At 44.4% G+C, this 23,743-nt stretch carries 19 protein-coding genes; 16 read left to right on the forward strand and 3 right to left on the reverse strand.

Going from position 1 to position 23,743, the window contains the following annotated elements:
• Nucleotides 1-54: 54 nt before the first annotated feature.
• The 6 genes from recJ (at nt 55) to F0229_RS12655 (ending at nt 7,624) form a co-directional block, all read left to right on the forward strand.
• On the forward strand, nt 55-1,791 hold the full coding sequence (recJ, locus tag F0229_RS12630; RefSeq protein WP_171732972.1) for a single-stranded-DNA-specific exonuclease RecJ: 1,737 nt from the start codon (nt 55-57) through the stop codon (nt 1,789-1,791).
• Nucleotides 1,792-2,026: 235 nt separating this feature from the next.
• Nucleotides 2,027-3,125 (forward strand): peptide chain release factor 2 gene (prfB, locus tag F0229_RS12635; RefSeq protein ID WP_102300662.1). Its coding sequence is split into 2 segments (ribosomal slippage): nt 2,027-2,101 and nt 2,103-3,125, totalling 1,098 coding nucleotides; the frame shifts between segments, so codons are not numbered across the junction.
• A gap of 98 nt (nt 3,126-3,223) precedes the next feature.
• Complete coding sequence (gene lysS / locus F0229_RS12640) at nt 3,224-4,756, forward strand: lysine--tRNA ligase (RefSeq protein ID WP_171732973.1); 1,533 nt, start codon at nt 3,224-3,226, stop codon at nt 4,754-4,756.
• 271 nt (nt 4,757-5,027) lie between these two features.
• Nucleotides 5,028-6,362, forward strand: a complete 1,335-nt coding sequence (vpsR, locus tag F0229_RS12645) for a cyclic-di-GMP-binding transcriptional regulator VpsR (RefSeq protein ID WP_050053118.1) — start codon at nt 5,028-5,030, stop codon at nt 6,360-6,362.
• A gap of 484 nt (nt 6,363-6,846) precedes the next feature.
• Nucleotides 6,847-7,098 (forward strand): hypothetical protein, encoded by a 252-nt coding sequence (locus tag F0229_RS12650; RefSeq protein ID WP_004735015.1) that lies wholly within the window; start codon nt 6,847-6,849, stop codon nt 7,096-7,098.
• A 214-nt stretch (nt 7,099-7,312) separates the two neighbouring features.
• Nucleotides 7,313-7,624, forward strand: coding sequence for a DUF6482 family protein (locus F0229_RS12655; RefSeq protein WP_004735016.1), 312 nt, complete (start codon nt 7,313-7,315; stop codon nt 7,622-7,624).
• A gap of 68 nt (nt 7,625-7,692) precedes the next feature.
• On the opposite strand, the gene mutH is transcribed toward F0229_RS12655, so the two are convergent.
• Nucleotides 7,693-8,358: a DNA mismatch repair endonuclease MutH gene (gene mutH, locus F0229_RS12660; RefSeq protein WP_253820991.1), complete on the reverse strand. Its 666-nt coding sequence runs from the start codon at nt 8,356-8,358 to the stop codon at nt 7,693-7,695.
• Between the two features lie 616 nt (nt 8,359-8,974).
• Here mutH and rppH point away from each other — a divergent pair.
• Genes rppH through F0229_RS12685 form a run of 5 tightly spaced genes read left to right on the forward strand, consistent with a single transcriptional unit; the run spans nt 8,975 to nt 14,285 of the window.
• Nucleotides 8,975-9,493: an RNA pyrophosphohydrolase gene (gene rppH, locus F0229_RS12665; protein ID WP_017059335.1), complete on the forward strand. Its 519-nt coding sequence runs from the start codon at nt 8,975-8,977 to the stop codon at nt 9,491-9,493.
• Nucleotides 9,494-9,495: 2 nt separating this feature from the next.
• Entirely contained in the window at nt 9,496-11,745 is a 2,250-nt protein-coding gene (gene ptsP, locus F0229_RS12670; RefSeq protein WP_171732975.1) for a phosphoenolpyruvate--protein phosphotransferase, read from the forward strand.
• An 8-nt stretch (nt 11,746-11,753) separates the two neighbouring features.
• Nucleotides 11,754-12,545: a sulfite exporter TauE/SafE family protein gene (locus F0229_RS12675; protein ID WP_017059337.1), complete on the forward strand. Its 792-nt coding sequence runs from the start codon at nt 11,754-11,756 to the stop codon at nt 12,543-12,545.
• A 57-nt stretch (nt 12,546-12,602) separates the two neighbouring features.
• Complete coding sequence (gene lgt / locus F0229_RS12680) at nt 12,603-13,424, forward strand: prolipoprotein diacylglyceryl transferase (protein WP_017059338.1); 822 nt, start codon at nt 12,603-12,605, stop codon at nt 13,422-13,424.
• A gap of 9 nt (nt 13,425-13,433) precedes the next feature.
• Nucleotides 13,434-14,285: a thymidylate synthase gene (locus F0229_RS12685; protein WP_017059339.1), complete on the forward strand. Its 852-nt coding sequence runs from the start codon at nt 13,434-13,436 to the stop codon at nt 14,283-14,285.
• Nucleotides 14,286-14,545: 260 nt separating this feature from the next.
• Here the strand turns inward: F0229_RS12685 and F0229_RS12690 are convergent, their stop codons facing one another.
• Complete coding sequence (locus F0229_RS12690) at nt 14,546-15,691, reverse strand: Na/Pi symporter (protein ID WP_171732976.1); 1,146 nt, start codon at nt 15,689-15,691, stop codon at nt 14,546-14,548.
• Between the two features lie 389 nt (nt 15,692-16,080).
• Between F0229_RS12690 and nhaR the strand changes: the two genes are divergently transcribed.
• Together nhaR and F0229_RS12700 are read left to right on the forward strand one after the other, a co-directional pair.
• Complete coding sequence (nhaR, locus tag F0229_RS12695) at nt 16,081-16,971, forward strand: transcriptional activator NhaR (RefSeq protein ID WP_017062869.1); 891 nt, start codon at nt 16,081-16,083, stop codon at nt 16,969-16,971.
• Between the two features lie 100 nt (nt 16,972-17,071).
• Entirely contained in the window at nt 17,072-17,365 is a 294-nt protein-coding gene (locus F0229_RS12700; protein ID WP_017062868.1) for a metalloregulator ArsR/SmtB family transcription factor, read from the forward strand.
• A 277-nt stretch (nt 17,366-17,642) separates the two neighbouring features.
• On the opposite strand, the gene rpsT is transcribed toward F0229_RS12700, so the two are convergent.
• On the reverse strand, nt 17,643-17,903 hold the full coding sequence (gene rpsT, locus F0229_RS12705; RefSeq protein ID WP_004739529.1) for a 30S ribosomal protein S20: 261 nt from the start codon (nt 17,901-17,903) through the stop codon (nt 17,643-17,645).
• A gap of 251 nt (nt 17,904-18,154) precedes the next feature.
• Between rpsT and murJ the strand changes: the two genes are divergently transcribed.
• The 3 genes from murJ to ileS all read left to right on the forward strand — a co-directional run bounded on the left by murJ (nt 18,155) and on the right by ileS (nt 23,663).
• Complete coding sequence (gene murJ / locus F0229_RS12710; RefSeq protein WP_367613542.1) at nt 18,155-19,717, forward strand: murein biosynthesis integral membrane protein MurJ; 1,563 nt, start codon at nt 18,155-18,157, stop codon at nt 19,715-19,717.
• Nucleotides 19,718-19,787: 70 nt separating this feature from the next.
• Nucleotides 19,788-20,723, forward strand: coding sequence for a bifunctional riboflavin kinase/FAD synthetase (gene ribF, locus F0229_RS12715; protein ID WP_017062867.1), 936 nt, complete (start codon nt 19,788-19,790; stop codon nt 20,721-20,723).
• Between the two features lie 63 nt (nt 20,724-20,786).
• Nucleotides 20,787-23,663: an isoleucine--tRNA ligase gene (gene ileS, locus F0229_RS12720; protein WP_171732978.1), complete on the forward strand. Its 2,877-nt coding sequence runs from the start codon at nt 20,787-20,789 to the stop codon at nt 23,661-23,663.
• Nucleotides 23,664-23,743: the final 80 nt, after the last annotated feature.

Here is a 23,743-nt window from a genome sequence, read left to right on the forward strand (position 1 = left end):
CCCCCATGTTTTTGATTTAAGGAGTGGCCTGATTGATATCGGGCCCATTTTTATATGATAGAGATCCAACGCCGTCCTGAGGTCGACATTTCAGTCTTACCTGCTCACTTACCTGACTTGTTAAAGCGCATTTATGTGAGTCGTGGAATCGACAGTGCCGACCAACTAGAGACAGCAGCGAAAGGCTTGCACTCTTATCAAAAACTGGGCGGCATTGATGCTGCGGTTGAGCTGTTGTTCAAAGCTATTCAGCAGCAAAAACGCATCATCATTGTTGGTGACTTTGATGCCGATGGCGCGACCAGCTCGGCGCTGTCTGTTTTAGCGTTACGTATGCTCGGCAGCTCTAACGTCGACTATCTGGTACCAAACCGTTTTGAAGATGGTTATGGCTTGAGCCCTGAGGTTGTTGAACAGGCAATCGAGCTTGGTGCTGAAGTGATCATGACGGTCGACAACGGTGTATCTTCAATTGAAGGTGTTCGCTTTGCTAAAGATAAAGGGCTAGAGGTTCTGGTTACCGATCATCACTTGCCGGGCAATGAACTGCCAATGGTCGATGCTATGGTTAACCCAAACCTTGAAAGTTGTGCTTTTCCTTCGAAAGCCCTAGCGGGGGTTGGTGTCGCTTTTTACCTGATGATGGCATTGTGTGTTCACATGCGTAAATTGGGTTGGTTTGCAGAGCGCGGCATGACAGAACCTAAGTTGATGGAACTGATTGACCTTGTGGCGCTGGGTACGGTTGCCGACGTGGTTCCACTCGATGAAAACAACCGAATTTTAGTTCATCAAGGTTTGCAACGTATTCGTGCGGGTAAAGCTCGTCCGGGCATTCAAGCCTTGATCGAAATTGCTAAGCGAGACGCTAAGCGTTTGGTGGCGTCTGACTTTGGCTTTGCTCTTGGTCCTCGTATCAATGCAGCTGGTCGATTAGACGACATGTCTTTTGGTGTTGAGCTGCTAATGAGTAACAACATTCATGCGGCTCGTCGAATGGCGAGTGAGTTAGATGGCTTGAACCAAACACGTAAAGAGATCGAAGAGGGTATGAAGCAAGAAGCGATGGCTTTTTGTGAGCGCCTTGAATTTGGTAAAGACGACCTACCTTCTGGTTTGGCACTATTCCAACGTGATTGGCACCAAGGTGTGATTGGTATTTTGGCTTCGCGTATCAAAGACAAATACCACCGCCCAGTGATTGCGTTTGCAGATGGCGGCGAAGGCAGTATCAAAGGTTCATGTCGTTCAATTCCGGGTCTGCACATGCGTGATGCATTGGACCGAATTGATACTCAAAACCCTGGCTTGATTCTTAAATTTGGTGGCCACGCAATGGCGGCTGGTTTAACCATCATGGAAAAGGACTTTGAACGCTTCAGCAAGCTGTTCAATGATGTGGTGAAGAATGAACTTGGAGAAACAGCACTGAAGGGCATTATCTTGTCTGATGGTGAGCTGTTACCAGAAGAGTTCTCGATGCACACCGCTGAAACGCTGCGTTCAGGTGGCCCGTGGGGACAAGCTTTCCCTGAGCCAATCTTCGATGGTGAGTTTAAAGTGCTGCACCAAAAGCTGGTGGGTGAAAAGCACCTTAAGCTGATGCTTGAGCCGCTCTACAAAGGCCACCCAACCAATGTGATGATTGACGGTATTGCCTTTAACGTCGACCTACGTCGCTGGCCAGATGCCTCGGTGAAAACCGTTCACCTTGCATTTAAGCTCGATATCAACGAATTTCGCGGCAACCAATCGTTGCAGCTGATGATTGATCATATCGAAGCCAAATAGTTATTTTGGGCTCAATAATGCTCATCCTATAGCGCCAGATTCAACAAGCTCTGTTCAAAAACAGGGCTTGTTTTCCTTCCTGCCCTTACAAATTTTACGTGTTTTTTCTGCCTGTCAATTTTATATCCCATTAAGTTGTTGAATCTTCGTTCGCCACTCTAAAAAATTCTGTATCTCCGTCACACTTTTGAGTACAATTCTCCGGTTAAATTCTACTCATAAATGATGAGCTAAAATGTTTGAAATCAATCCTATAAAAAACCGTCTGCAGGATGTGTCTGAGCGCACAAATATCCTGAGGGGGTATCTTTGACTATGACGCTAAGCAAGAGCGTCTAGAAGAAGTAAACGCAGAATTAGAACAACCGGATGTATGGAACGAACCTGAGCGTGCACAAGCGCTAGGTAAAGAACGTTCTGCATTGGAAGCGGTAGTAGAAACGATCGACCAACTTGACCAAGGTGTTGAGGATGTTGATGGCCTGCTAGAGCTTGCGGTTGAAGAAGAAGATCAAGAAACATTCGATGAAATTGAACCAGAACTAGCCGAGCTTGAAGCTAAGCTAGAGAAACTGGAATTCCGTCGTATGTTCTCTGGTGATCACGATGCATCAGATTGCTACATCGATTTACAGTCAGGTTCGGGCGGTACAGAAGCTCAAGACTGGACTTCAATGATGTTGCGTATGTACTTACGTTGGGCAGATTCGAAAGGCTTCAAGACTGAAGTTATCGAAGTGTCGGATGGTGATGTTGCTGGCCTTAAAGGCGCAACGGTACGTATTTCTGGTGAGTACGCTTACGGTTGGTTACGCACAGAGACTGGTGTTCACCGTCTAGTTCGTAAGTCACCATTTGATTCAAGTGGTCGTCGTCATACTTCATTTGCATCTGCGTTTATCTATCCTGAGATTGATGACAACATTACGATCGACATTAATCCTTCTGACCTACGTATTGACGTATACCGTGCCTCTGGCGCTGGTGGTCAGCACGTAAACACCACGGAATCGGCGGTACGTATTACTCACGTTCCGACTAACACTGTGGTTCAATGTCAGAATGACCGTTCGCAGCATAAGAACAAAGATCAAGCGATGAAGCAGCTACGTGCTAAGCTTTTTGAACTTGAGATTCAAAAACAAAATGCTGAAAAACAAGCGAGCGAAGAAACGAAATCAGACATCGGTTGGGGCAGTCAAATCCGCTCTTACGTACTGGATGATTCTCGTATCAAAGATTTACGCACCGGCATCGAAAACCGTAATACTCAAGCGGTTCTTGACGGTGACTTAGACAAGTTTATTGAAGCTAGCCTGAAATCAGGTCTGTAAGCTTTACCAACTATTAAGCTTTACCAATAATATTGGTAAAAATGCCTATATTTGCAAAAATATAGCTGTCCAAATTTTAAAAGCAGGGTACATCTCTAATGACTGATGCTGTTCAAAACGAAAACGCACAAGAAGCTTCTTCACCTGAAGAGAATAAACTAATCGCTGAGCGCCGCAGCAAGCTGGATCACATCCGCCAAAACTGCAAAGCTAACGGTCACCCAAATGACTTCCGTCGTGAGCACCTAGCTGGCGATCTTCAAGCGGAATTCGGTGAGAAGACTAAGGAAGAGCTAGAAGAGCTCAACCACATCGTTGCGATCGCTGGTCGTGTTATGGCGAAGCGTGGTCCATTCCTTGCGATTCAAGAAACTTCTGGTCGTATCCAAGCATACGCAGCGAAAGACGTACAAAAAGTACTGAAAGAGAAGTACCAAGGCCTAGATATCGGTGACATCATCGGTGTTAAAGGTGCGCTTCACAAATCAGGTAAAGGTGACCTTTACGTGAACATGGAAGAGTTTGAATTGCTGACTAAAGCACTTCGCCCTCTACCAGAGAAGTTCCACGGTCTAACTGACCAAGAGATGCGTTACCGTCAGCGTTACGTTGACCTAATCGTGAACGAAGATTCTCGCAATGCATTCATCGTGCGTTCTAAGCTTGTATCTTCAATCCGTAACTTCATGAGCTCAAAAGGCTACCTAGAAGTTGAAACGCCAATGATGCACGTGATCCCGGGTGGTGCGACTGCACGTCCATTCATCACTCACCACAATGCACTAGACATCGACATGTACCTACGTGTTGCACCTGAGCTTTACCTTAAGCGTCTAGTGGTTGGTGGTTTTGACCGTGTATTCGAGATCAACCGTAACTTCCGTAACGAAGGTTTGTCTCCGCGTCACAACCCAGAATTCACAATGATGGAATTCTACCAAGCGTACTCTGACTACAAAGACCTTATGGATCTGACTGAAGAGATGTTAAGCACGGCAGCAATGGACGTTCTTGGTTCTACTTCTATGCCTTACGGTGATGAAACAGTTGAATTCGGTGGCACTTACGCTCGTATGAGCATGTTCGATGCAATCAAACACTACAACCCTGAGCACGCAGAGATTCAAGCGCTAACAGAGGCAGATCTGCAAGACCGTGAGAAGATGGTAGCTATCGCTAAATCTGTACACGTAGACGTAGAAACGTTCTGGACATGTGGTCAGCTTCTTGAAGAGATCTTTGGTGAAACGGCTGAGCCTAAGCTAATTCAACCAACGTTCATCACTGGCTACCCTGCGGACATCTCTCCTCTAGCTCGCCGTAGCGATGACAACCCGTTCTTCACAGACCGTTTTGAATTCTTCATCGGTGGCCGTGAAGTCGCGAATGGTTTCTCTGAGCTTAACGATGCACAAGACCAAGACGAGCGTTTTAAAGCGCAAGTTAACGCGAAAGACGCGGGTGATGATGAAGCTATGTACTACGATGCAGACTACATTACTGCACTAGAGCACGGCCTACCGCCAACAGCAGGTCAAGGTATCGGTATCGACCGTCTAGCAATGCTATTTACAAACACGCACACAATCCGTGACGTGATCTTGTTCCCGGCAATGCGTCCACAAGCGTAATTCTCGCTTATAGGGCGTAACAGCCTATGTAATTAAAAAGCCACCTTCGGGTGGCTTTTTCTGTTTTTGAGCTTCAAAACCTAGTCTGTACCGCACTCTTGAGTCGAAAAATCGTTATTTCTGACATAGTCTTACTATTGAGACATAAAATCTAAGATAGTCTCACTACTATACGTCTCTGCGCTGAATACGATCTCGCGGCATTTTTTCGAACGATGAAGCAGTGACTCGTATTAGCCTGATTTAAATAAAAATAGAATAAGGAAGAAGGATGGGAACTCAATTTAAGATGGATTCCTTACCAGGTTCTCTTATCGTCGTTGGTGGTGCGTACGAACCCTGGTTATCAGTGTTAGAACAAGTGGGTTGGCAGTGTACCCAGTGTGCAGATTTACGAAAAGCCGATGCCTTGATTGCTGATATTGGCCCATGCATTGGTATTGTCGATCTTAGTCATGATGAGTTCAGTCTCAACGGTATTGCTAACCTTGTGAGTAATAACAAGCAAGTGAGATGGCTCGCCTTTATCCGTGAATCTCAATTAAGCTCTGATACTATCTGCCAGTTTATCGTTAACTTCTGTATCGACTTTTTCACGGCGCCAATCCCAGATGCTCAGTTGCTGAGTACCATTGGTCACCAACTGGGTATGCTGAAGCTTGAGCAGAAAGTATGGCCAAACTACGGCATTAACAACAATATGGGCCTGCTGGGCGACTCTGTGGCTGTGAAGCGCTTGAGAGACCAAGTGAAGCGTATTGGGCCGACTGATGTCAGTATCTTGATTTATGGCGAGAGCGGAGCTGGTAAAGAGACGATTGCACGCTCGATTCACCAAAACTCGTCGCGAGCACAGAAGCCATTTTTAACGGTTAACTGTCGTGCCTTGTCTGAAATGAGAATAGAGGCCGAGGTCTTTGGTATTTCAGCACAGCCAGCGACAGCGCCTTGTATGTTGGAAGAAGCCGATGGCGGAACCATCTTGCTTAATGATGTTTTAGCGATGCCACGCAATCAACAACTGAATCTGTTGCGCTTTTTACAAGAGGGTAAGATTGAAACCGCTAATGGACCTAAATCCGTTGATGTGCGTATTCTGGCCGCGAACTCCTCTGATATCGAGAAGGCGTTGATTGAGGGCGATTTTAATGAAGAGCTCTATCACTACATTAATGTTCTGCGTATTCATGTTCCGAGCTTAAAAGAACGTGTGAGTGATATTTCAGTACTGGCTAATCACTTTCTGCGTGAGTACTCGAAAGAGTTTAATGCTCAAGCGAAGAGCTTTTCAGACGATGCTATCCGTTCGATGAATCGCTACCATTGGCCTGGAAATGTGCGTGAGCTGATGAATCAGATTAAGCGTGTTGTGTTGATGTCTGATGCGGTGATCATTGAGGATCACCAACTCGATTTACCAAAACAGAATGATGAACGCCGAAGTTTGAAGAGTATTCGTGAGCGTTCAGAGCGCGATGCACTGCTGATTGTGTTGGAGTCTTACGGCGGTCAGGTTTCGTTGGCAGCTAAAGAACTTGGCGTATCACGAGCAACTATGTACCGATTGCTCAATAAACACAGCCTAATCTCTGAAGGGGTTGTTTAGACTCTTTTCTAGCTCAGCCCGAAGATAGATATGCTGTGATTTTATATAATCATAGTGAATATGTTATATTTAAATGAATATGCAACTGATATTTTGGGTAAATGCATTGTTTTGAAAATGTTAACCAATTATCGGTTGAATAATATACTCACTTGGTTAGACTTTACCCGTGAAAGCAGAGATTTAACAAATACTTGTCTGCTTTTACTACCTCATTTCTTTTTGGATTTTTTAGTTAGCTTGGAGGCGCAAATGAAACATTTCGATTTTATACAGCATATTTGCGCGTCGTTTGATCCGTGTACTGACATGGTGACTGATATGTCACAAACATCAGCCATGGCCGATCGAAACACCCAAGATAAACCTAACTAATAGATCCGTATCCTTATTTGGCTGCGGAAAAATAGCAGCTAAATGAGAAGCCCTCACACTATCTAACACGCTATTTTTCCTCAGTTTATTCAACAACTGGAGAGTTATTATGCGTCACTCAGTATATTTAAAATTAGCAACAGTCCTTATCCGTGCCGATCTTCGTCGTGAAGAGCGTGAATGGCAACGAAAAGTTCGTCGTAGTTCATATGATCTACCATGGAACAATACTCACTTATTAAGAGATATTGGTCTTGAGGCTGACGGTCGACCTATTGGTTTTTCTGAACCAGAAGTTGTCACTATTGAACGTCGAGTACGTCACCTTCGTCGTGTCCTAAGTGCGCGAATACCGACGTAATCTGCGGGGTTGATAGCACCGTTCAACCCCTAAGATAAGTCACAGTGATAGTTATGGCGTCGAAAGTGCAAACTTTTGAACTAGAACTGGTCAAATAAGAGAAGCTCTTGCTTCTCTTTTTTGCTTTTTTAAGCCGTTATCTATGCTTTTTTAAGTTGTTATCTAGTAAAGGAAAAGAGTTCTACTAAGCTTTATAGAGCAAGGGAGGCTGGCTATGCAGAAGCATCAATTAGACATGTGGTTACATGGAGAGCATAAAGACTCTTATCAAACTCCAAAAGTGTACGTTATAGGCTGTTCTGATATCTCAGAATATCTACTGGCGGTGGAGTACAAACACAAGCTAGAACCGGTAAAGCAAGACGGCGAGCCGCTTCACTTTGGATCCTTGGATCAAGTGAAAGAAGAGTTACTCCGGCTCGGCTTTGAAAAGGCGTATCTTCGCTTACACAACGCCTATGATGAGTTTGGTAATGAGCCAAGCCAAAGCTACTGTGATATTGAACTGGCGCTCAAACCTCATTAGAACTCGTTTCTTACTACCGACGGTTGATAACACACTGATCATCCTATCTTTGAAGTGCGTTAAGCGACCTATGCGTAGTGTGTCGTCAGCAATTTGTGGGTGAATTGAGTTCTTAGGTAAAAACCACGCGGTTTAGTCTTGATGGGCTTTCCACTTGCACCGTAGGCTTCCGTTAACACTCGGCTGTTGGCGGCTTTTGGTCGTAGATGCAGCGCTTCACCGTGCCTTGCTGTTATTTGTTCAACATTGCCTAACACGATCAATTCCATCAGTTCTTCCCAATCCCTTTTTAGAAGCTCGTTTTCAGCCTCGCTTGGTGTCCATAGCAAAGGGGATCCTACATGCCTTTCTGCCAATGGGATCTCTCTTTCTCCCTCAACAGGGATCCACAACACTTTGGATAGCTTGTTTCGAACGTGACAGGTTTCCCAGGTAATGCCTTGCACACCCATTAGCGGTGCAACACACACAAAGGTGGTTTCGAGTGGCTTGCCAGAGTAGCTAATCGGAATGCTTTTTAGCTCGATACCGAGCTTGGCAAAATCTTGTTCTGGCTTACTGCCTGCAGGTGCACCCAAGTGCCATTCCAATAGCTGTCCAACCCAGCCTTTATCACGCTTAAGGTCGTTTGGCATCACCATCTCAGCTTCGTCAGCGAGCTCTTTAAAGGTCACTCCGGCGATGGCATACGCGCGCTCTAACAGCTCTTGTTGTGTTTGTGGTTCTGGTTTCATAATAAAAGGCATGATCAAAAAAATGATTTTATCAGAAGTTATCACCAAATGACGACTGGTTAAGAAATGATCTCCTTGCGAGAAAAGGGATCAAACTCAGGGTTATCCACAGGACATAAAGGTAATTAATTGAAATATTAATTTAGTGGATAAATAAACAGGGGTTTATGGTGGATAAAATGCTTGCCAAATGGGGTTCAAAATGAATCTTTCACTTAGTAGTGTGGATAAACATCGGAGTGGTTGATCTTTGACCATGTCAGGTTTTTGAAAGATCTTTTACATTTCTAATGTTTTTTAAAACTAGAATGTTATTTTAATTTACTGATTTATATAATAATAAAATTATTTTGACTGATTTGTTGTTTTTGGTGTTGATGAATCTATGGATTAAAAAAAACGATTGCGGGTAATTCTTCACATAGTTATTCACAGAAAAGGTGAATAAATGTGGTCTATGTCTCACTATTGTGTGGGTAACTAGAATTTGAGCAAAACTTATCCATATTCCTAGTTATTATTCATAAATATAGCGCTTATCACGTCACTAAGTTTGCTCCGATTGGGGATATGTGGAAAAATCAGAGTAATTAAAAATTTAGATAGAGGTTGGCCAGTGATAGATGGCGATGGTTACCGATTAAATGTTGGTATTGTAATCTGTAACAACCATGGTCAGGTCTTCTGGGCTAAACGATACGGGCAACATTCATGGCAATTTCCTCAAGGGGGAATAGATGAAGGTGAGACTCCGGAACAGGCAATGTACCGCGAGTTGTATGAAGAGGTTGGCCTTACTAAAAAGGATGTAAAGATCGTCGCGACAAGTCGTCATTGGTTACGCTATAAGCTACCCAAACGACTGGTTCGGTGGGATTCTAAACCTGTCTGTATTGGACAAAAACAGAAGTGGTTTCTTTTGCGCTTAGATTGCGATGAATCGCATATCAATATGCAGCGTGGAAGTACACCTGAGTTTGATGGTTGGCGTTGGGTGAGTTACTGGTACCCAGTTCGACAAGTTGTTTCTTTCAAGCGAGATGTTTACCGTCGAGCGATGAAAGAGTTCGCATCTTTAGCAATGCCGTTTAAAGAGCGAAAAATAAAAGGAAAGCGCAAATTGCGTAGAGGTTAAGCATGCTCAGTCAACTAAGGGAAATAGTTGAACACGTATCAAGAGTTGAAGATGTGTCGACGGCTCTTGATATTTTGGTGAAAGAGACATGCAGTGCGATGCAGACGGAATGTTGCACCGTGTATTTGGCAAATAATGATATGCAGCGCCTTGAGTTGATGGCAACTCAAGGCCTGATCTTCAAAGGCAATAGCATTCACATTGGTTTTGACGAAGGTCTGGTTGGCCTTGTTAAAAGAAGTGCTGAACCTATCAACCTTGCACAAGCATCTGCTCACCCTGCTTATAAGTTTTTTCCAGAGCTTGGAGAAAACGTCTATCACTCTTTTCTCGGTACTCCGATTATCCACCGCAAGCAAGTACTCGGTGTATTGGTCATTCAACAGAAGACTCCGCGTTTATTCAGTGAGATGGAAGAATCTTTCCTTGTCACGCTCTCAGCACAACTTGCCGTTATTGTGGCGCACGCCCAAACTCAAGGTCATTGGCTGTTAGAGCAACAGAAGCTACCTGCGACTAAAGGTATTGCAGCTTCATCGGGCGTGGCGATTGGTGATTTATGGTGGGACAACACCCAGCCTGAACTTACCGATGTTTATCCTGCTTCGACGCTCAATGTAGAGAGAGAGCATGAGTTGTTGGCGGTAGCGGTTGAAAATGCCCTCAATGACTTTAAGCGCATGCGAAAGCGCTTAGATAGCGAAATCAATAAAGATGCGTTGGCGATCTTTGACCTGTTTACTCACTTACTCAACGATCCTATGCTGCGTAAGGATCTAAAAAGCCAAATCCAGAAAGGCGATAAAGCCGATTGGGCATTAAGGCAAGTGGTTGAGAGCTATTCTAATCGCTTTGCTCGTATGTCGGACGTGTATCTTCGTGAGAGGGCACAAGACATCCGAGAGCTTGGTCAAAGATTGCTCTATTTCCTTCACAATTCTGAACATGAACTTCGCACGCTAGATAAGCCAATTATTTTGGTGGTTCGTGAGTTAACGGCTTCGGTATTGGCCTCTATTCCCAAAGAAAAGCTCTTAGCGGTGATTTCCTTGGAAGGGGCGGCGAACTCGCACGCAGCGATTTTATCTCGAGCGCTTGGCATACCTTCCGTCATGGGGGTAAACCTCAACCTAGCTCAAGCGAATGGCAAGCGAGCGATTGTTGATGGGTATAGCGGTGAGATCTTTATTGAGCCGACTAAAAGCCTGCTCAAAGAGTATCGAGGGCTGATTCTAGAAGAGAGTGAGCTCTCCTCTATGGTCAATCGCGAGCTGTACCTACCGGCAAAAACGCAAGACAACAAGCAAGTCGAGATTCTGCTTAATGCGGGTTTAAGTGCAGACACTAACATCGCTATCAACCAAGGCGTTGATGGCGTAGGGCTGTATCGAACTGAAATTTCTTTCTTGTTGCAGCAAAGATTCCCGTCAGAGGATGAACAATTCAAGCAGTATCGTTCTGTACTGGCAAGCTACCCAGAGAAACAAGTGGTGATGCGTACACTCGATATCGGTGGTGATAAGGCCTTACCGTATTTTCCTATCGAAGAGGACAATCCATTCCTTGGTTGGCGTGGTATTCGGTTTACGCTCGATCATCCTGACATCTTTATTATTCAGTTACGTGCCATGCTACGTGCGAGCTGTGAAAGCCATAACTTGAGTATTTTGCTGCCGATGATCTCTGGTGCACAGGAGTTGGATGACGCGCTACAGTTGATTGAACAAGCGTATGATGAAGTGCATGAGCTTGATAACCGAGTGCGTATGCCTCGCGTTGGTATCATGATTGAAGTGCCATCCATGCTGTACATACTGCCGCTGATTGCGCATAAGGTCGACTTTGTTTCAGTCGGTACCAACGACTTAACCCAATATTTATTAGCGGTTGATCGGAACAATTCACGAGTATCCGATGTCTATGAATCAATGCACCCTGCGGTGATCATGGCATTAAAACAAATTCATGATACTTGTAAGCAATATCAATTACCTGTTTGTATTTGTGGCGAGTTAGCCGGTGACCCGATGGGCGCGCTGCTATTGATTGGATTGGGGTATGAGACGTTAAGTATGAATACCTCGAATGTCGCAAGAACCAAATATTTGATTCGTCAATCGAACTTGGCTGAATTACAGGATTTGGCAAATAAGGCACTTTCAAAACCGTATGGTAGTGACATCTATAGTATGATGCTGAACTATTTCGAAGAGCGTGAATTTACAGGCTTCATTCGAGCAGGTAAAAAATAGGATTTAACGTGTCATATGAACTGATAGGCTTGTTAGCGGGCCTTGGTGCTATTGTTGGTGTTTTAGCAGGCTTGCTAGGCATTGGTGGTGGTTTGCTGGTTGTTCCTGCCTTACTGTTTTTGCTTCCTAAAGCGGGTATCCCCCAAGAGTTTGCGATGCAAATGGCATTGGCTACTTCGCTATCAACCATCATCGTTACGTCGGGATCGTCTGCGATTAACCATCTAAAGTTGGGTAACGTAGAGATGTTTGTCGTTAAATGGTTGATGCCAGGTGTGGTGATAGGTGGCTTCCTCGGCTCTTTCGTGGCCGATGTAATTCCAGCTCAATACTTACCAAAAGTCTTTGGTGTGATTGTTTTGGTGTTGGCGTTGCAAATGCTATTGTCGATTCGCTCCAAGAGCCAAAAATCGATGCCGGGTTCAGCTAAAACCGTGTTGTGTGGCGGCGGGATTGGTTTGGTATCAAGCTTAGCGGGCATTGGCGGTGGGTCTTTATCGGTACCTTTCCTTAACCATCACGGTGTGGAAATGCGTAAAGCCGTCGGCTCATCTTCGGTATGCGGTTGTGTTATCGCGATTTCGGGAATGCTAGGTTTCATTTGGCATGGATCTTCTGTCGATGATCTTCCTGCGTATAGCTTGGGTTATGTTTATCTACCGGCTTTGATCGCGATATCTTGTACCTCAGTTTTGACCACTCGAGTGGGTGCGAAACTGGCCACTCAATTGCCAACCCCTGTGCTGAAGAAATTCTTTGCGGTATTTTTAATGTTTATAGCAGCCACAATGCTGCTGTAGTGTCTTTTCTGTTAGTCATTGAGCTAACCGTTAATCAATTTAGATAGAGAGCCAAGTATGTCTCAGGGTTTTATCGAATTCCCAAATATCGATCCTGTTCTTATTGAACTAGGACCAATCTCAGTTCGTTGGTACGGCCTAATGTACCTTGTCGGTTTTATGTTTGCTCTTTGGTTAGCAAATCGCCGAGCTGATCAACCGGGTAGTGGTTGGACTCGAGAGCAAGTATCAGACTTACTGTTTGCTGGCTTTCTAGGTGTGGTGTTGGGTGGTCGTATTGGCTACGTACTTTTCTACAACTTTGACCTTTTCCTAGCAGACCCACTGTACCTATTTAAGGTATGGACTGGCGGTATGTCTTTCCACGGTGGCTTGCTGGGTGTTATCACCGCAATGTTCTGGTATGCGAAAAAGAATGGTCGCACCTTCTTTGGCGTGGCAGACATGATTGCACCATTGGTGCCATTTGGTTTAGGCATGGGACGCTTAGGTAACTTCATGAACAGCGAGCTTTGGGGCCGTGTGACTGATGTGCCATGGGCGATTGTGTTCCCTAACGGTGGTCCACTTCCTCGTCACCCATCTCAACTTTACGAGATGGCGCTTGAAGGTATCGTGCTGTTCTTCATCTTGAACTGGTTTATCAAAAAGCCGCGTCCTCTTGGTTCTGTATCAGGGTTATTCCTAGCTGGATATGGTACATTCCGCTTCTTAGTAGAATACGTACGTGAACCTGATGCTCACCTAGGTTTGTTCGGTGGATTTATCTCTATGGGACAAATTTTGTCACTGCCAATGGTTATCATCGGTGTGCTGATGATGGTGTGGGCATACAAGCGTGGTCACTACAAAGACGAATTACCACAACAAACGAAGTAAGGAATTGGTGTGAAACAGTATTTAGATCTCTGTCAGCGTATCGTTGATGACGGTACTTGGATTGAAAATGAACGCACGGGCAAGCGTTGCCTAACCGTGATCAATGCTGACCTTGAATATGATGTTGGTAATAACCAATTCCCACTGGTAACAACGCGTAAGAGTTTTTGGAAAGCCGCAGTTGCTGAGCTGCTTGGCTATATCCGTGGTTACGACAATGCTGAAGATTTTCGTAAGCTAGGGACTAAAACTTGGGATGCGAATTCTAACCTGAATGAAGCATGGCTGAATAACCCTTACCGCAAGGGTGAAGATGACATGGGCCGTGTTTATGGCGTTCAAGGACGTGCATGGGCAAAACCTGACGGCGGTCATATCGACCAACTGAAGAAGATTGTTGATGATCTAACTAACGGTATTGATGACCGCGGCGAGATCTTAAACTTCTACAACCCAGGTGAGTTCCACATGGGATGTTTGCGTCCGTGTATGTACAGCCATCACTTCTCACTACTTGGTGATACTCTGTACCTAAACAGCACTCAGCGCTCTTGCGATGTACCCCTAGGCCTGAACTTCAACATGGTTCAAGTGTATGTCTTCCTAGCTATCATGGCGCAAATCACGGGCAAGAAAGCTGGCGTGGCTTACCATAAGCTAGTAAATGCTCATATTTACGAAGATCAACTTGCACCTATGCGTGATATCCAGTTAAAGCGTGAGCCGTTAGCTGGCCCAACATTCCATATCAATCCTCAGATTAAGTCTCTAGAAGATTTGGAAACATGGGTAACGATGGATGACTTCTGGGTTGAAGGTTACGAATGCCACGAAGCGATTAAGTACCCATTCTCGGTTTAATCTCACTCGCTTTGTTTGATTGAAAGGCTGCCCTCTGTGCAGCCTTTTTTGTATCTAAGTTACAGTGACGAGTAATCGAGATTCGAAGAGCAGAGAAATCATATGCTGTGTGATGCTTTATGTTACTCGTATACTCTCAACGCGCATTGGCTCTTTCTCTTCGATACTCGCTTACACGAATCCCGTATCTGCTCTTAAAAAGAAAAAGCCCGCAACCTAGGAGGTAGCGGGCTTTGCTATAAGCGATGTTTATTTTGCTATTAAGCGGTAAGAGCTAACACGCTACCAGGCAGTACAAGGAATACCGCAACAAGGTAACCAGCCACTACAGATTTGTTCTTCACAGCCATGTCAGAAATAATATCAGCGGCTTTTACTGGTAGTTCACGTAGGAACGGAATACCAAAGATGAATACCGTTGCCATGATGTTGAACACCAAGTGTACTAGAGCAATCTGCAGTGCAAATACTGCGAACTCACCAGATACTGCTGTCGCTGCTAATAGAGCGGTAATACACGTACCGATGTTTGCACCCAGAGTGAATGGGTAAACGTCACGTACTTTAAGAACACCTGAACCTACTAGTGGAACCATCAAGCTTGTTGTCGTTGAAGAAGACTGAACAAGGATAGTAACGATAGAGCCAGAAGCGATACCGTGGATAGGACCACGACCAATTGCATTCTTTAGAATCTCACGAGCACGACCCACCATCAGGCTCTTCATTAGCTTACCCATTACCGTGATAGCTACGAAGATAGTCGCGATACCTAGAACGATAAGCATGATACCGCCAACAGTATCGCCAAATGTCGATAGTGGCTCTTTAATCGCACTGACTACTGGTTTAGTGATTGGCTTGATGAAGTTAAGACCACCCATGCTCATATCACCTGTTGCTAGCATCGGTGATACTAACCAGTGAGAAATTTTCTCTAGAATTCCAAACGCCATCTCTAGTGGTAGGAAGATAGCAACGGCTAATAGGTTAAAGAAGTCGTGGATTGTCGCACTTGCGAATGCACGTTTGAACTCTTCTTTACAACGAACGTGACCAAGGCTAACTAGCGTATTGGTTACCGTAGTACCAATGTTAGCACCCATGATCATAGGAATTGCTAGCTCAACAGGTAAACCACCTGCCACAAGGCCAACGATAATTGAAGTAACTGTACTTGATGATTGAATAAGCGCTGTTGCTACTAAACCAATCATTAAGCCTGCAACTGGGTGTGAAGCAAATTCGAAAAGAACCTTTGCTTGCTCGCCTGTTGCCCATTTGAAGCCTGTACCAACCATTGAAACTGAAAGTAATAGTAGGTAAAGCATGAATGCCAAGTTAGCCCAGCGTAGCCAACGAGTAGTGCTCGAGATAGGCGCTGCTGCAGTAGTAGCTTGGTTCATAATGTTTTCTCCATTGGACCGTTTAAGTCTGTGTTTGGTCTGTTTGTTTAATCTGAGCGTGATGTTAGAGGGGAAATATTTCAGTAATATTACATTTTGGTTTAGGTGCGACTTTTTTGTGATGATTTACTCTTTAAATATTCCAATTGCTAATGTGTTTGTTTTAAGTTGTTGTTTTAAATTGTTTTTTAATGGAAATTCTATAGGTGATATAGATCTTAAAAGTTAGAAAAAAATTGAAAATAATCGATGAAATATTACATTATGAAATCAGACACTTCGAAAAAATAAGTGGTAAATCTATGTTTGGTTAGGTTTTTCCGAGTTTGTTGAGTGGCGGTGTCATATTTGATATAAAAGGGTATCTACTCTTTTATTACGGCACATCTATGTCGCATCTCAACTACAACCATCTGTATTACTTCTGGATGGTTTGCAAGCAAGGCTCTGTTACTAAAGCTGCAGAAGCCCTATTCCTAACACCACAAACGGTAACGGGGCAGATAAAAGCCTTAGAAGAACGCATGGATGGCAAGTTGACCAAGCGTAATGGCCGAAGTGTTGAGCCTACAGAGCTTGGGCAACTGGTCTTTAAATATGCCGATCGTATGTTTGGCCTGAGTTACGAGATGCTGGACATCGTGAATTACAGCCAGCACTCCAATATTCTGTTTGATGTTGGCGTCGCGGATGCGCTCTCTAAAAGACTCGTCAGTAAGATACTGATGTCGACCATCCCTCCAGATAACAGCATTCACTTGCGCTGTTTTGAATCGACCCATGAAATGCTACTTGAGCAACTCTCTCAACATAAGCTCGATATGATTTTGTCTGACTGTCCGGTGGACTCTAGTCAAAGCCCTGGCCTGTTCAGTAAAAAGCTGGGTGAGAGTGGAATGAGCTTTTTTAGTTCAGGTCAGGTTGAAGGGGTTAATTTCCCTGCTGTATTGGAGCAAAGAAAGCTTTTGATCCCTGGCAGCCGAACCTCAATGGGTCGTAAAGTGCTGCAATGGTTTGATAGACAAGGGCTTAAGCCAGATATTTTAGGTGAGTTTGATGATGCCGCATTGATGAAGGCTTTTGCTCGTTACCATCATGACGCAATATTTTTAGCACCGACGCTTTATATGTCTGAAGTGGAAGACGACACATCACTGCAACTATTAGGCGGTATTGAAGAGTTAAAAGAGGAGTACTACGTCATATTTGCTGAGAGGATGATCCAACATCCAGCAGTTAAAAACGTATGTGACGCAGATTTTAGCAAATTGTTCGAGTGAGATAGTTTGTTAATGAATTGATATCGATTATCATAACTCCGCAATATGCCGGAAATACTGATAGCCCGTAGTTGGCGAAAAGGTTGTAGGGAGCCAAACTATGAACTTAAAAGATATGGAGAAGAACTCAGCACAAGCTGTGATTCTACTCAAAGCCATGGCCAACGAGCGTCGCTTACAGATCTTATGCCTATTACATGGTACTGAACTGTCGGTTGGGGAGTTGTGCGGCAAGTTGGAACTGAGTCAGTCTGCTTTATCTCAACATCTTGCTTGGTTGAGAAGAGATGGTTTGGTCGAAACTCGCAAAGAAGCTCAAACTGTGTATTACACATTGAGTAGTGAAGAAGTAAAAGCGATGATTAACCTACTGCATGGTATTTACTGCAAGTAGCTTATTGCTGGTGGGAGGGGGATTTCTTATCAGCGATAGAATGACACAAGGAAGTGTTAGCATTTCACATTGAACGTTAGTGTTTACCTATCTATCTACGTACCAATTTGCTTCTCTATTTATTTTTCTGATTGTTTGTTTTATCTATCTGCTTAAATTGTTTATCGGTCAGAAAAACGGCTGTTAGCACGTAAAATAAAAGCGTTACTCAAAATTTAGATATAAAAAAACCGGCCTAGGCCGGTTTTTTTCGTTTTGCGTTGTAATCAAATTTCTATTAAAGAGCTTTGATTGCAGCAGCGAAACGAGACTTATGACGTGCAGCTTTATTCTTATGAATAAGGCCTTTAGTCGCCATACGGTCAAGAAGTGGTGTAACTTCTACAAGAGCAGCAGTTGCAGCTTCTTTATCACCAGCTGCGATAGCTGCGATAGTCTTTTTCATGTAAGTGCGCATCATAGAACGACGGCTAGCATTGTGCTGGCGACGTTTCTCAGCTTGGATAGCGCGCTTCTTAGCAGATTTACTGTTTGCCAAGGGTCTAACTCCCAAAAACTTAGTTCGGTGACAATTTAAGGGCGAGGACTATCCCTCATTAGCGCTTAATTGTCAAATGATTTGTGCAAAAACCAATCGTAGCCAAACAAACTTTGGTATGGAAAGGTCATCGCGGTTAAGATGGCGGGGATTCTAACAGCATTTTTAGACCAATGCTAATAAATATGCTTCTTAGGACAGGATAGTATTTATCCTCGCTTGAAAGTAATCAACCAGTGTCAGAGGTTTCTGTGAGTAAACGACTATTAAAGTCAGGCCTGATTGTCAGCGCAATGACTTTTGTTTCCCGTGTATTGGGGCTAGTACGTGATGTAGTAGTAGCAAATTTGATGGGGGCAGGAGCGAGTGCCGACGTATTTTTCTTCGCTAATAAAATTCCTAATTTCTTACGTCGACTTTTTGCAGAAGGTGCGTTTTCTCAAGCGTTTGTTCCTGTATTAACGGAATATCACGCCGCAGGTGATAAAGATAAGACACGAGATTTAATTGCTAAGGTGTCGGGGACGCTCGGGGTTTTAGTTTCTATTGTCACCGTCATCGGGGTATTGGGCTCTGGCGTGATCACCGCGATGTTTGGTGCGGGTTGGTTTATCGACTGGCTAAATGATGGCCCATCAGCACCCAAATTTGAGCTAGCGAGCTTTATGCTCAAGATTACCTTTCCTTATTTATGGTTTATCACCTTCGTCGCTTTATCTGGTGCCATTCTTAATACATTAGGTAAATTTGCGGTCTCTTCTTTTACTCCTGTGTTCTTGAACGTGATGATCATAGGCGCTGCATGGTTTATCTCACCTAATTTAGAACAACCAGAAATTGGTTTGGCTATTGGTGTGTTTCTTGGTGGCTTAGTCCAATTCCTTTTCCAAATGCCTTTCTTGATCAAAGCGGGTGTGTTGGTTAAGCCGAAGTGGGGATGGAGAGACCCGGGTGTGGTTAAGATCCGCACATTAATGATCCCTGCTCTGTTCGGTGTATCGGTCAGCCAAATCAACTTATTGTTTGATACCTTTATTGCCAGCTTCCTCGCAACAGGCTCTATCAGTTGGTTGTACTACTCAGACCGACTGCTTGAATTTCCTCTCGGTTTATTCGGTATCGCGATTGCGACTGTGATTCTTCCTGCTTTGTCTCGTAAACACGTAGATGCTCAAGGGGAAGGGTTCGCGCATACCATGGATTGGGGCGTGCGCATGGTGTTGCTGCTTGGTATTCCTGCGATGTTAGGTCTTATCGTTTTAGCTAAACCCATGTTGATGGTGCTATTTATGCGTGGTGAGTTCTCTCCACACGATGTACAGCAAGCATCGATGTCATTGGTAGCTTACGCATCAGGCTTGCTTAATTTCATGCTGATTAAAGTTTTAGCTCCGGGCTATTACTCTCGCCAAGATACCAAAACACCGGTTAAGTACGGCATTATCGCTATGGTGACCAATATGGTGTTTAACGCGATCTTTGCTTATTTTTATGGCTATGTGGGTTTGGCGATTGCGACGGCACTGTCTGCCTTTGTGAATATGGCCTTGTTATATCGAGGATTGCACCTTGCGGGTGTGTATCAATTAACTAAGACAACCTTGTTGTTCAGTGCCAAATTAATTATCTCAGGTGTGGTGATGGTAGCGGCTATTTTATGGCAGCTGGATAATATGCAACATTGGCTTGAATGGAGCTTTAGCCAGAGAGCGCTGACATTAACTGGCTTGATTGGACTTGGTGGCTTTGTTTATATTGTTTCGTTACTGATTTTAGGTATCCGAGTAAAACATTTAAAAGCAGCGACAGATTAATACTGATTAGTATATAATCCGTCGGTTTCACACAATAAATGATGCAAATAACAGGTTTTAGCTGATCATAATGGAACTGATCCGAGGTATACACAATATTAAAGCGCAGCATCATGGCTGTGTATTAACCATAGGTAACTTCGATGGTGTTCATTTAGGACATCAAGAGGTTTTGAGTCAGGTTTCTAAACAAGCTGCAGCATTAGGGCTACCTTCTGTTGTTATGACGTTTGAACCGCAGCCTATGGAGCTGTTTGCCCGAGATAGAGCGCCAGCACGTTTAACTCGTTTACGAGACAAATACGTGCAACTGAGTAAGCTAGATATCAGTCGCTTATTGTGTGTTAATTTTAATCAGTATTTTGCAAGTTTATCCGCGGAAGCATTCATTAAGGATCTTTTGGTTGATAAGCTTGGTGTGAAGTTCTTGGTGGTTGGTGACGATTTTTGCTTTGGTAAAGGTCGTACCGGTAATTTCGCTATGCTCAAAGAGGCGGGCGAGAAGTACGGTTTTGAGGTGGTCAGCACCCAAAGCTATTGCTTAAACCAATTACGAGTAAGCAGTACTGAGATACGAAATGCATTAGCGGTCGATGACTTGGCTGCAAGTGCTACCATGTTAGGACGTGATTACAGTATTAGTGGTCGAGTGTCCCATGGTCGAAAACTAGGGAGAACTATCGGTTTCCCTACCGCTAATATTCCATTAAAGCGTTGTGTTTCTCCTGTATCGGGAGTGTATGTTGTTGAAGCTTTGGATATCGACGGTGTTCCTGTCGGTGGCGTTGCTAATATTGGACAACGACCAACAGTTAATGGGGTAAGGCAGCAATTGGAAGTGCATTTTTTTGACTTTAAAGCCAATTTATATGGTAAACAGTTAGAAGTACGACTTTTGCACAAACTGCGCGACGAGATAAAATTTGAATCGTTCGACGCACTAAAGAATCAAATAGAATTGGATGCTGAAGCCGCAAGGGTGTGGCTGCTTCAGCTAAAGAATTAATCGGATGATTCCACCGATTAACATAATGTCTAACTTCGCCCAATATAACGGAATTAAGAATCGATGAGTGATTATAAAGATACCCTGAACTTACCAGAAACAGGGTTCCCAATGCGCGGCAATCTGGCAAATCGTGAGCCAGAAATGCTGAAGCGTTGGTACAAAGAAGATCTTTACGGCGAAATCCGTAAGGCAAAGAAAGGTAAAAAATCTTTCGTACTGCATGATGGCCCTCCATACGCGAACGGCGATATTCACATTGGCCACGCGCTGAATAAGATTCTTAAAGACATTATTATCAAATCTAAGACCCTTTCTGGTTTTGATGCACCGTACATCCCTGGTTGGGACTGTCACGGTCTTCCAATCGAGCTAATGGTTGAGAAGAAGAAAGGTAAGCCTGGTCAGAAGATTTCGGCGGCTGAATTCCGCGAAGAGTGTCGAAAGTACGCTGCGGGTCAAGTTGAAGGTCAGAAAGAGAGCTTCAAACGTCTTGGCATCATGGGCGAGTGGGACAAACCTTATCGCACTATGGATTTTGGCACAGAAGCGAACATCATTCGTTCTCTTGGCAAAATCGCAGACAAAGGTCACCTTCTTAAAGGTTTCAAACCCGTTCACTGGTGTACTGATTGTGGTTCTGCTCTGGCTGAAGCTGAAGTTGAATACAAAGATAAAGTTTCTCCATCTATCGATGTGAAATTTACAGCAGCTGACGAAGCGGCGCTTCTAGAGAAATTTACTCTAGCTGAAGGTCATGCGGGTCAAGGCGAAATTTCTATCGTTATCTGGACAACAACACCATGGACTCTGCCTGCTAACCGCGCAGTATGTCTACGTGATGATCTTGAATACGTGCTTATCCAAGTTGAAGCGAATGGCGACCAGCCTGCTCAACGTATCGTTGTTGCTTCTGAACTAGCAAAAGACGTAATGGATCGTGCAGGTATCGAGCACTTCCACAACCTTGGTTTTGCTACAGGTGCTGATCTTGAGCTTTCTCAGTTCAACCACCCGTTCTACGACTTTACTGTTCCTGCAGTTCTTGGCGATCACGTAACAACAGATTCAGGTACTGGTGTGGTTCACACTGCGCCTGGTCACGGTCAAGAAGATTTCGTGGTTGGTAAAAAGTACAACCTAGAAATCGCTAACCCAGTTGGTTCTAACGGCGTTTACCTGCCAGATACAGAGCTATTTGCTGGTCAGCACGTATTCAAAGCGAACGACTCTGTTTTAGAAGTTCTAAAAGAGAAAGGTGCACTTCTGCATCACCACGCTTACGAGCACAGCTACCCACACTGTTGGAGACACAAAACTCCAATCATCTTCCGCGCAACACCACAATGGTTCATCTCTATGGATCAAGCTGGCCTACGTGCTAAAGCACTAGAGTCAATCAAGAGTGTTGAGTGGTTGCCTGAATGGGGTCAAAGCCGTATCGAAGGCATGGTTGAAGGTCGTCCTGAGTGGTGTATCTCTCGTCAACGTACTTGGGGTGTGCCAATTGCTTTGTTTGTTCATAAAGAAACAGCAGAACTTCACCCAGAAAGCCCAGCGCTTATTGAAAAAGTTGCGAAGCTAGTTGAAGAGAAAGGCATTCAAGCTTGGTGGGATGTAGACGCTGCTGAAATTATGGGCGCAGAAGACGCTGATAAGTACGAAAAAGTAATGGATACGCTAGACGTATGGTTCGACTCAGGTGTTACGCACTTCTCTGTTGTTGATTCTCGTGAAGAGTACAACTTCCCGAACGAAGAGCGCACTCACAGTGCTGATCTTTACCTTGAAGGTTCAGACCAACACCGTGGCTGGTTCCAGTCTTCTCTAATTTCATCTATCGCGATGAAAGACGAAGCACCGTACAAGCAAGTACTAACGCACGGTTTCGTAGTGGATGGTAACGGCCGTAAGATGTCTAAATCTATCGGTAACGTTGTTGCTCCTAAAGACGTAACCAACAAGCTAGGTGCAGATATCCTGCGTCTATGGGTTGCTTCTACAGACTACACGGGTGAAGTTGCGGTTTCTGATGAAATCCTGAAGCGTTCAGCGGATGCTTACCGTCGTATTCGTAACACGGCTCGTTTCTTCCTAGCGAACTTGAACGGTTTCAACCCTGAAACTGACCTAGTTCCTGCTGAAGAGATGGTTGCACTTGATCGCTGGGCTGTTGGCCGTGCTCAAGCTGCACAAGAAGAGATCGTTAAAGCATACGGCGAGTACAACACTCACGGTGTAACTCAGCGTCTAATGCAGTTCTGTTCTATCGAAATGGGTTCTTTCTACCTAGACGTAATTAAAGACCGTCAGTACACAGCGAAGCAGGGCAGTCATGCTCAACGTAGCTGTCAGACTGCGCTTTACTACATCGTAGAAGCTCTAGTTCGTTGGATGGCACCTATCATGTCGTTCACTGCAGATGAAATCTGGAACGAGATGCCAAGCTCTTTACCAACTGGAGAGCAGCGCGACACGTTCGTATTCACAGGTGAGTGGTTCGAAGGTCTATTTGGTCTTGCAGAAGGCGAAGAGCTAAGCAACGAATTCTGGACTGAAATCCAGTCTGTTCGTGGCGCAGTGAACAAGCTTCTTGAAGACGCTCGTAAAGAGAAAACAATCGGTGGTGCATTGCAAGCTGAAGTTACTCTATACGCTGACGACGCACTAGCGGCTAAGATCAACAAGCTAGAAGATGAGCTACGTTTCGTACTTATCACTTCTGCTGCGGTTGTTAAGCCACTGAGCGAGAAGTCTGATGCGGCTCAAGCGACAGACGTTGAAGGTCTATTCGTTGAAGTAGCGGCGACTGAAGCTGAGAAGTGTGACCGTTGCTGGCACCACACTCCAGATGTAGGCACTATCGAAGGTCACGAGAAAGTTTGTGGTCGTTGTGTGTCGAACATTGACGGTGAAGGCGAAGTGCGTAAATTCGCATAACTGCTCAGAGAAAGACTGAACTTTTTGTAAAAATCATAGCCCCAGTATCAACTGGGGTTATTTTTAGTTATAGGAAATGT

This window comes from Vibrio sp. AIC-3 (assembly GCF_013114515.1).
GTDB classification, from domain to species: Bacteria; Pseudomonadota; Gammaproteobacteria; order Enterobacterales; family Vibrionaceae; genus Vibrio; species Vibrio crassostreae_C.

Coding starts and splice junctions, on each gene's coding strand:
- nhaR (WP_017062869.1), top strand. CDS start 16,081: ATGTCGCATCTCAACTACAACCATCTGTATTACTTCTGGATGGTTTGC.
- ileS (WP_171732978.1), top strand. CDS start 20,787: ATGAGTGATTATAAAGATACCCTGAACTTACCAGAAACAGGGTTCCCA.
- vpsR (WP_050053118.1), top strand. CDS start 5,028: ATGGGAACTCAATTTAAGATGGATTCCTTACCAGGTTCTCTTATCGTC.
- ribF (WP_017062867.1), top strand. CDS start 19,788: ATGGAACTGATCCGAGGTATACACAATATTAAAGCGCAGCATCATGGC.
- F0229_RS12690 (WP_171732976.1), bottom strand. CDS start 15,691: ATGAACCAAGCTACTACTGCAGCAGCGCCTATCTCGAGCACTACTCGT.
- mutH (WP_253820991.1), bottom strand. CDS start 8,358: ATGAAACCAGAACCACAAACACAACAAGAGCTGTTAGAGCGCGCGTAT.
- F0229_RS12655 (WP_004735016.1), top strand. CDS start 7,313: ATGCAGAAGCATCAATTAGACATGTGGTTACATGGAGAGCATAAAGAC.
- recJ (WP_171732972.1), top strand. CDS start 55: ATGATAGAGATCCAACGCCGTCCTGAGGTCGACATTTCAGTCTTACCT.
- F0229_RS12700 (WP_017062868.1), top strand. CDS start 17,072: ATGAACTTAAAAGATATGGAGAAGAACTCAGCACAAGCTGTGATTCTA.
- lysS (WP_171732973.1), top strand. CDS start 3,224: ATGACTGATGCTGTTCAAAACGAAAACGCACAAGAAGCTTCTTCACCT.
- ptsP (WP_171732975.1), top strand. CDS start 9,496: ATGCTCAGTCAACTAAGGGAAATAGTTGAACACGTATCAAGAGTTGAA.
- lgt (WP_017059338.1), top strand. CDS start 12,603: ATGTCTCAGGGTTTTATCGAATTCCCAAATATCGATCCTGTTCTTATT.
- F0229_RS12650 (WP_004735015.1), top strand. CDS start 6,847: ATGCGTCACTCAGTATATTTAAAATTAGCAACAGTCCTTATCCGTGCC.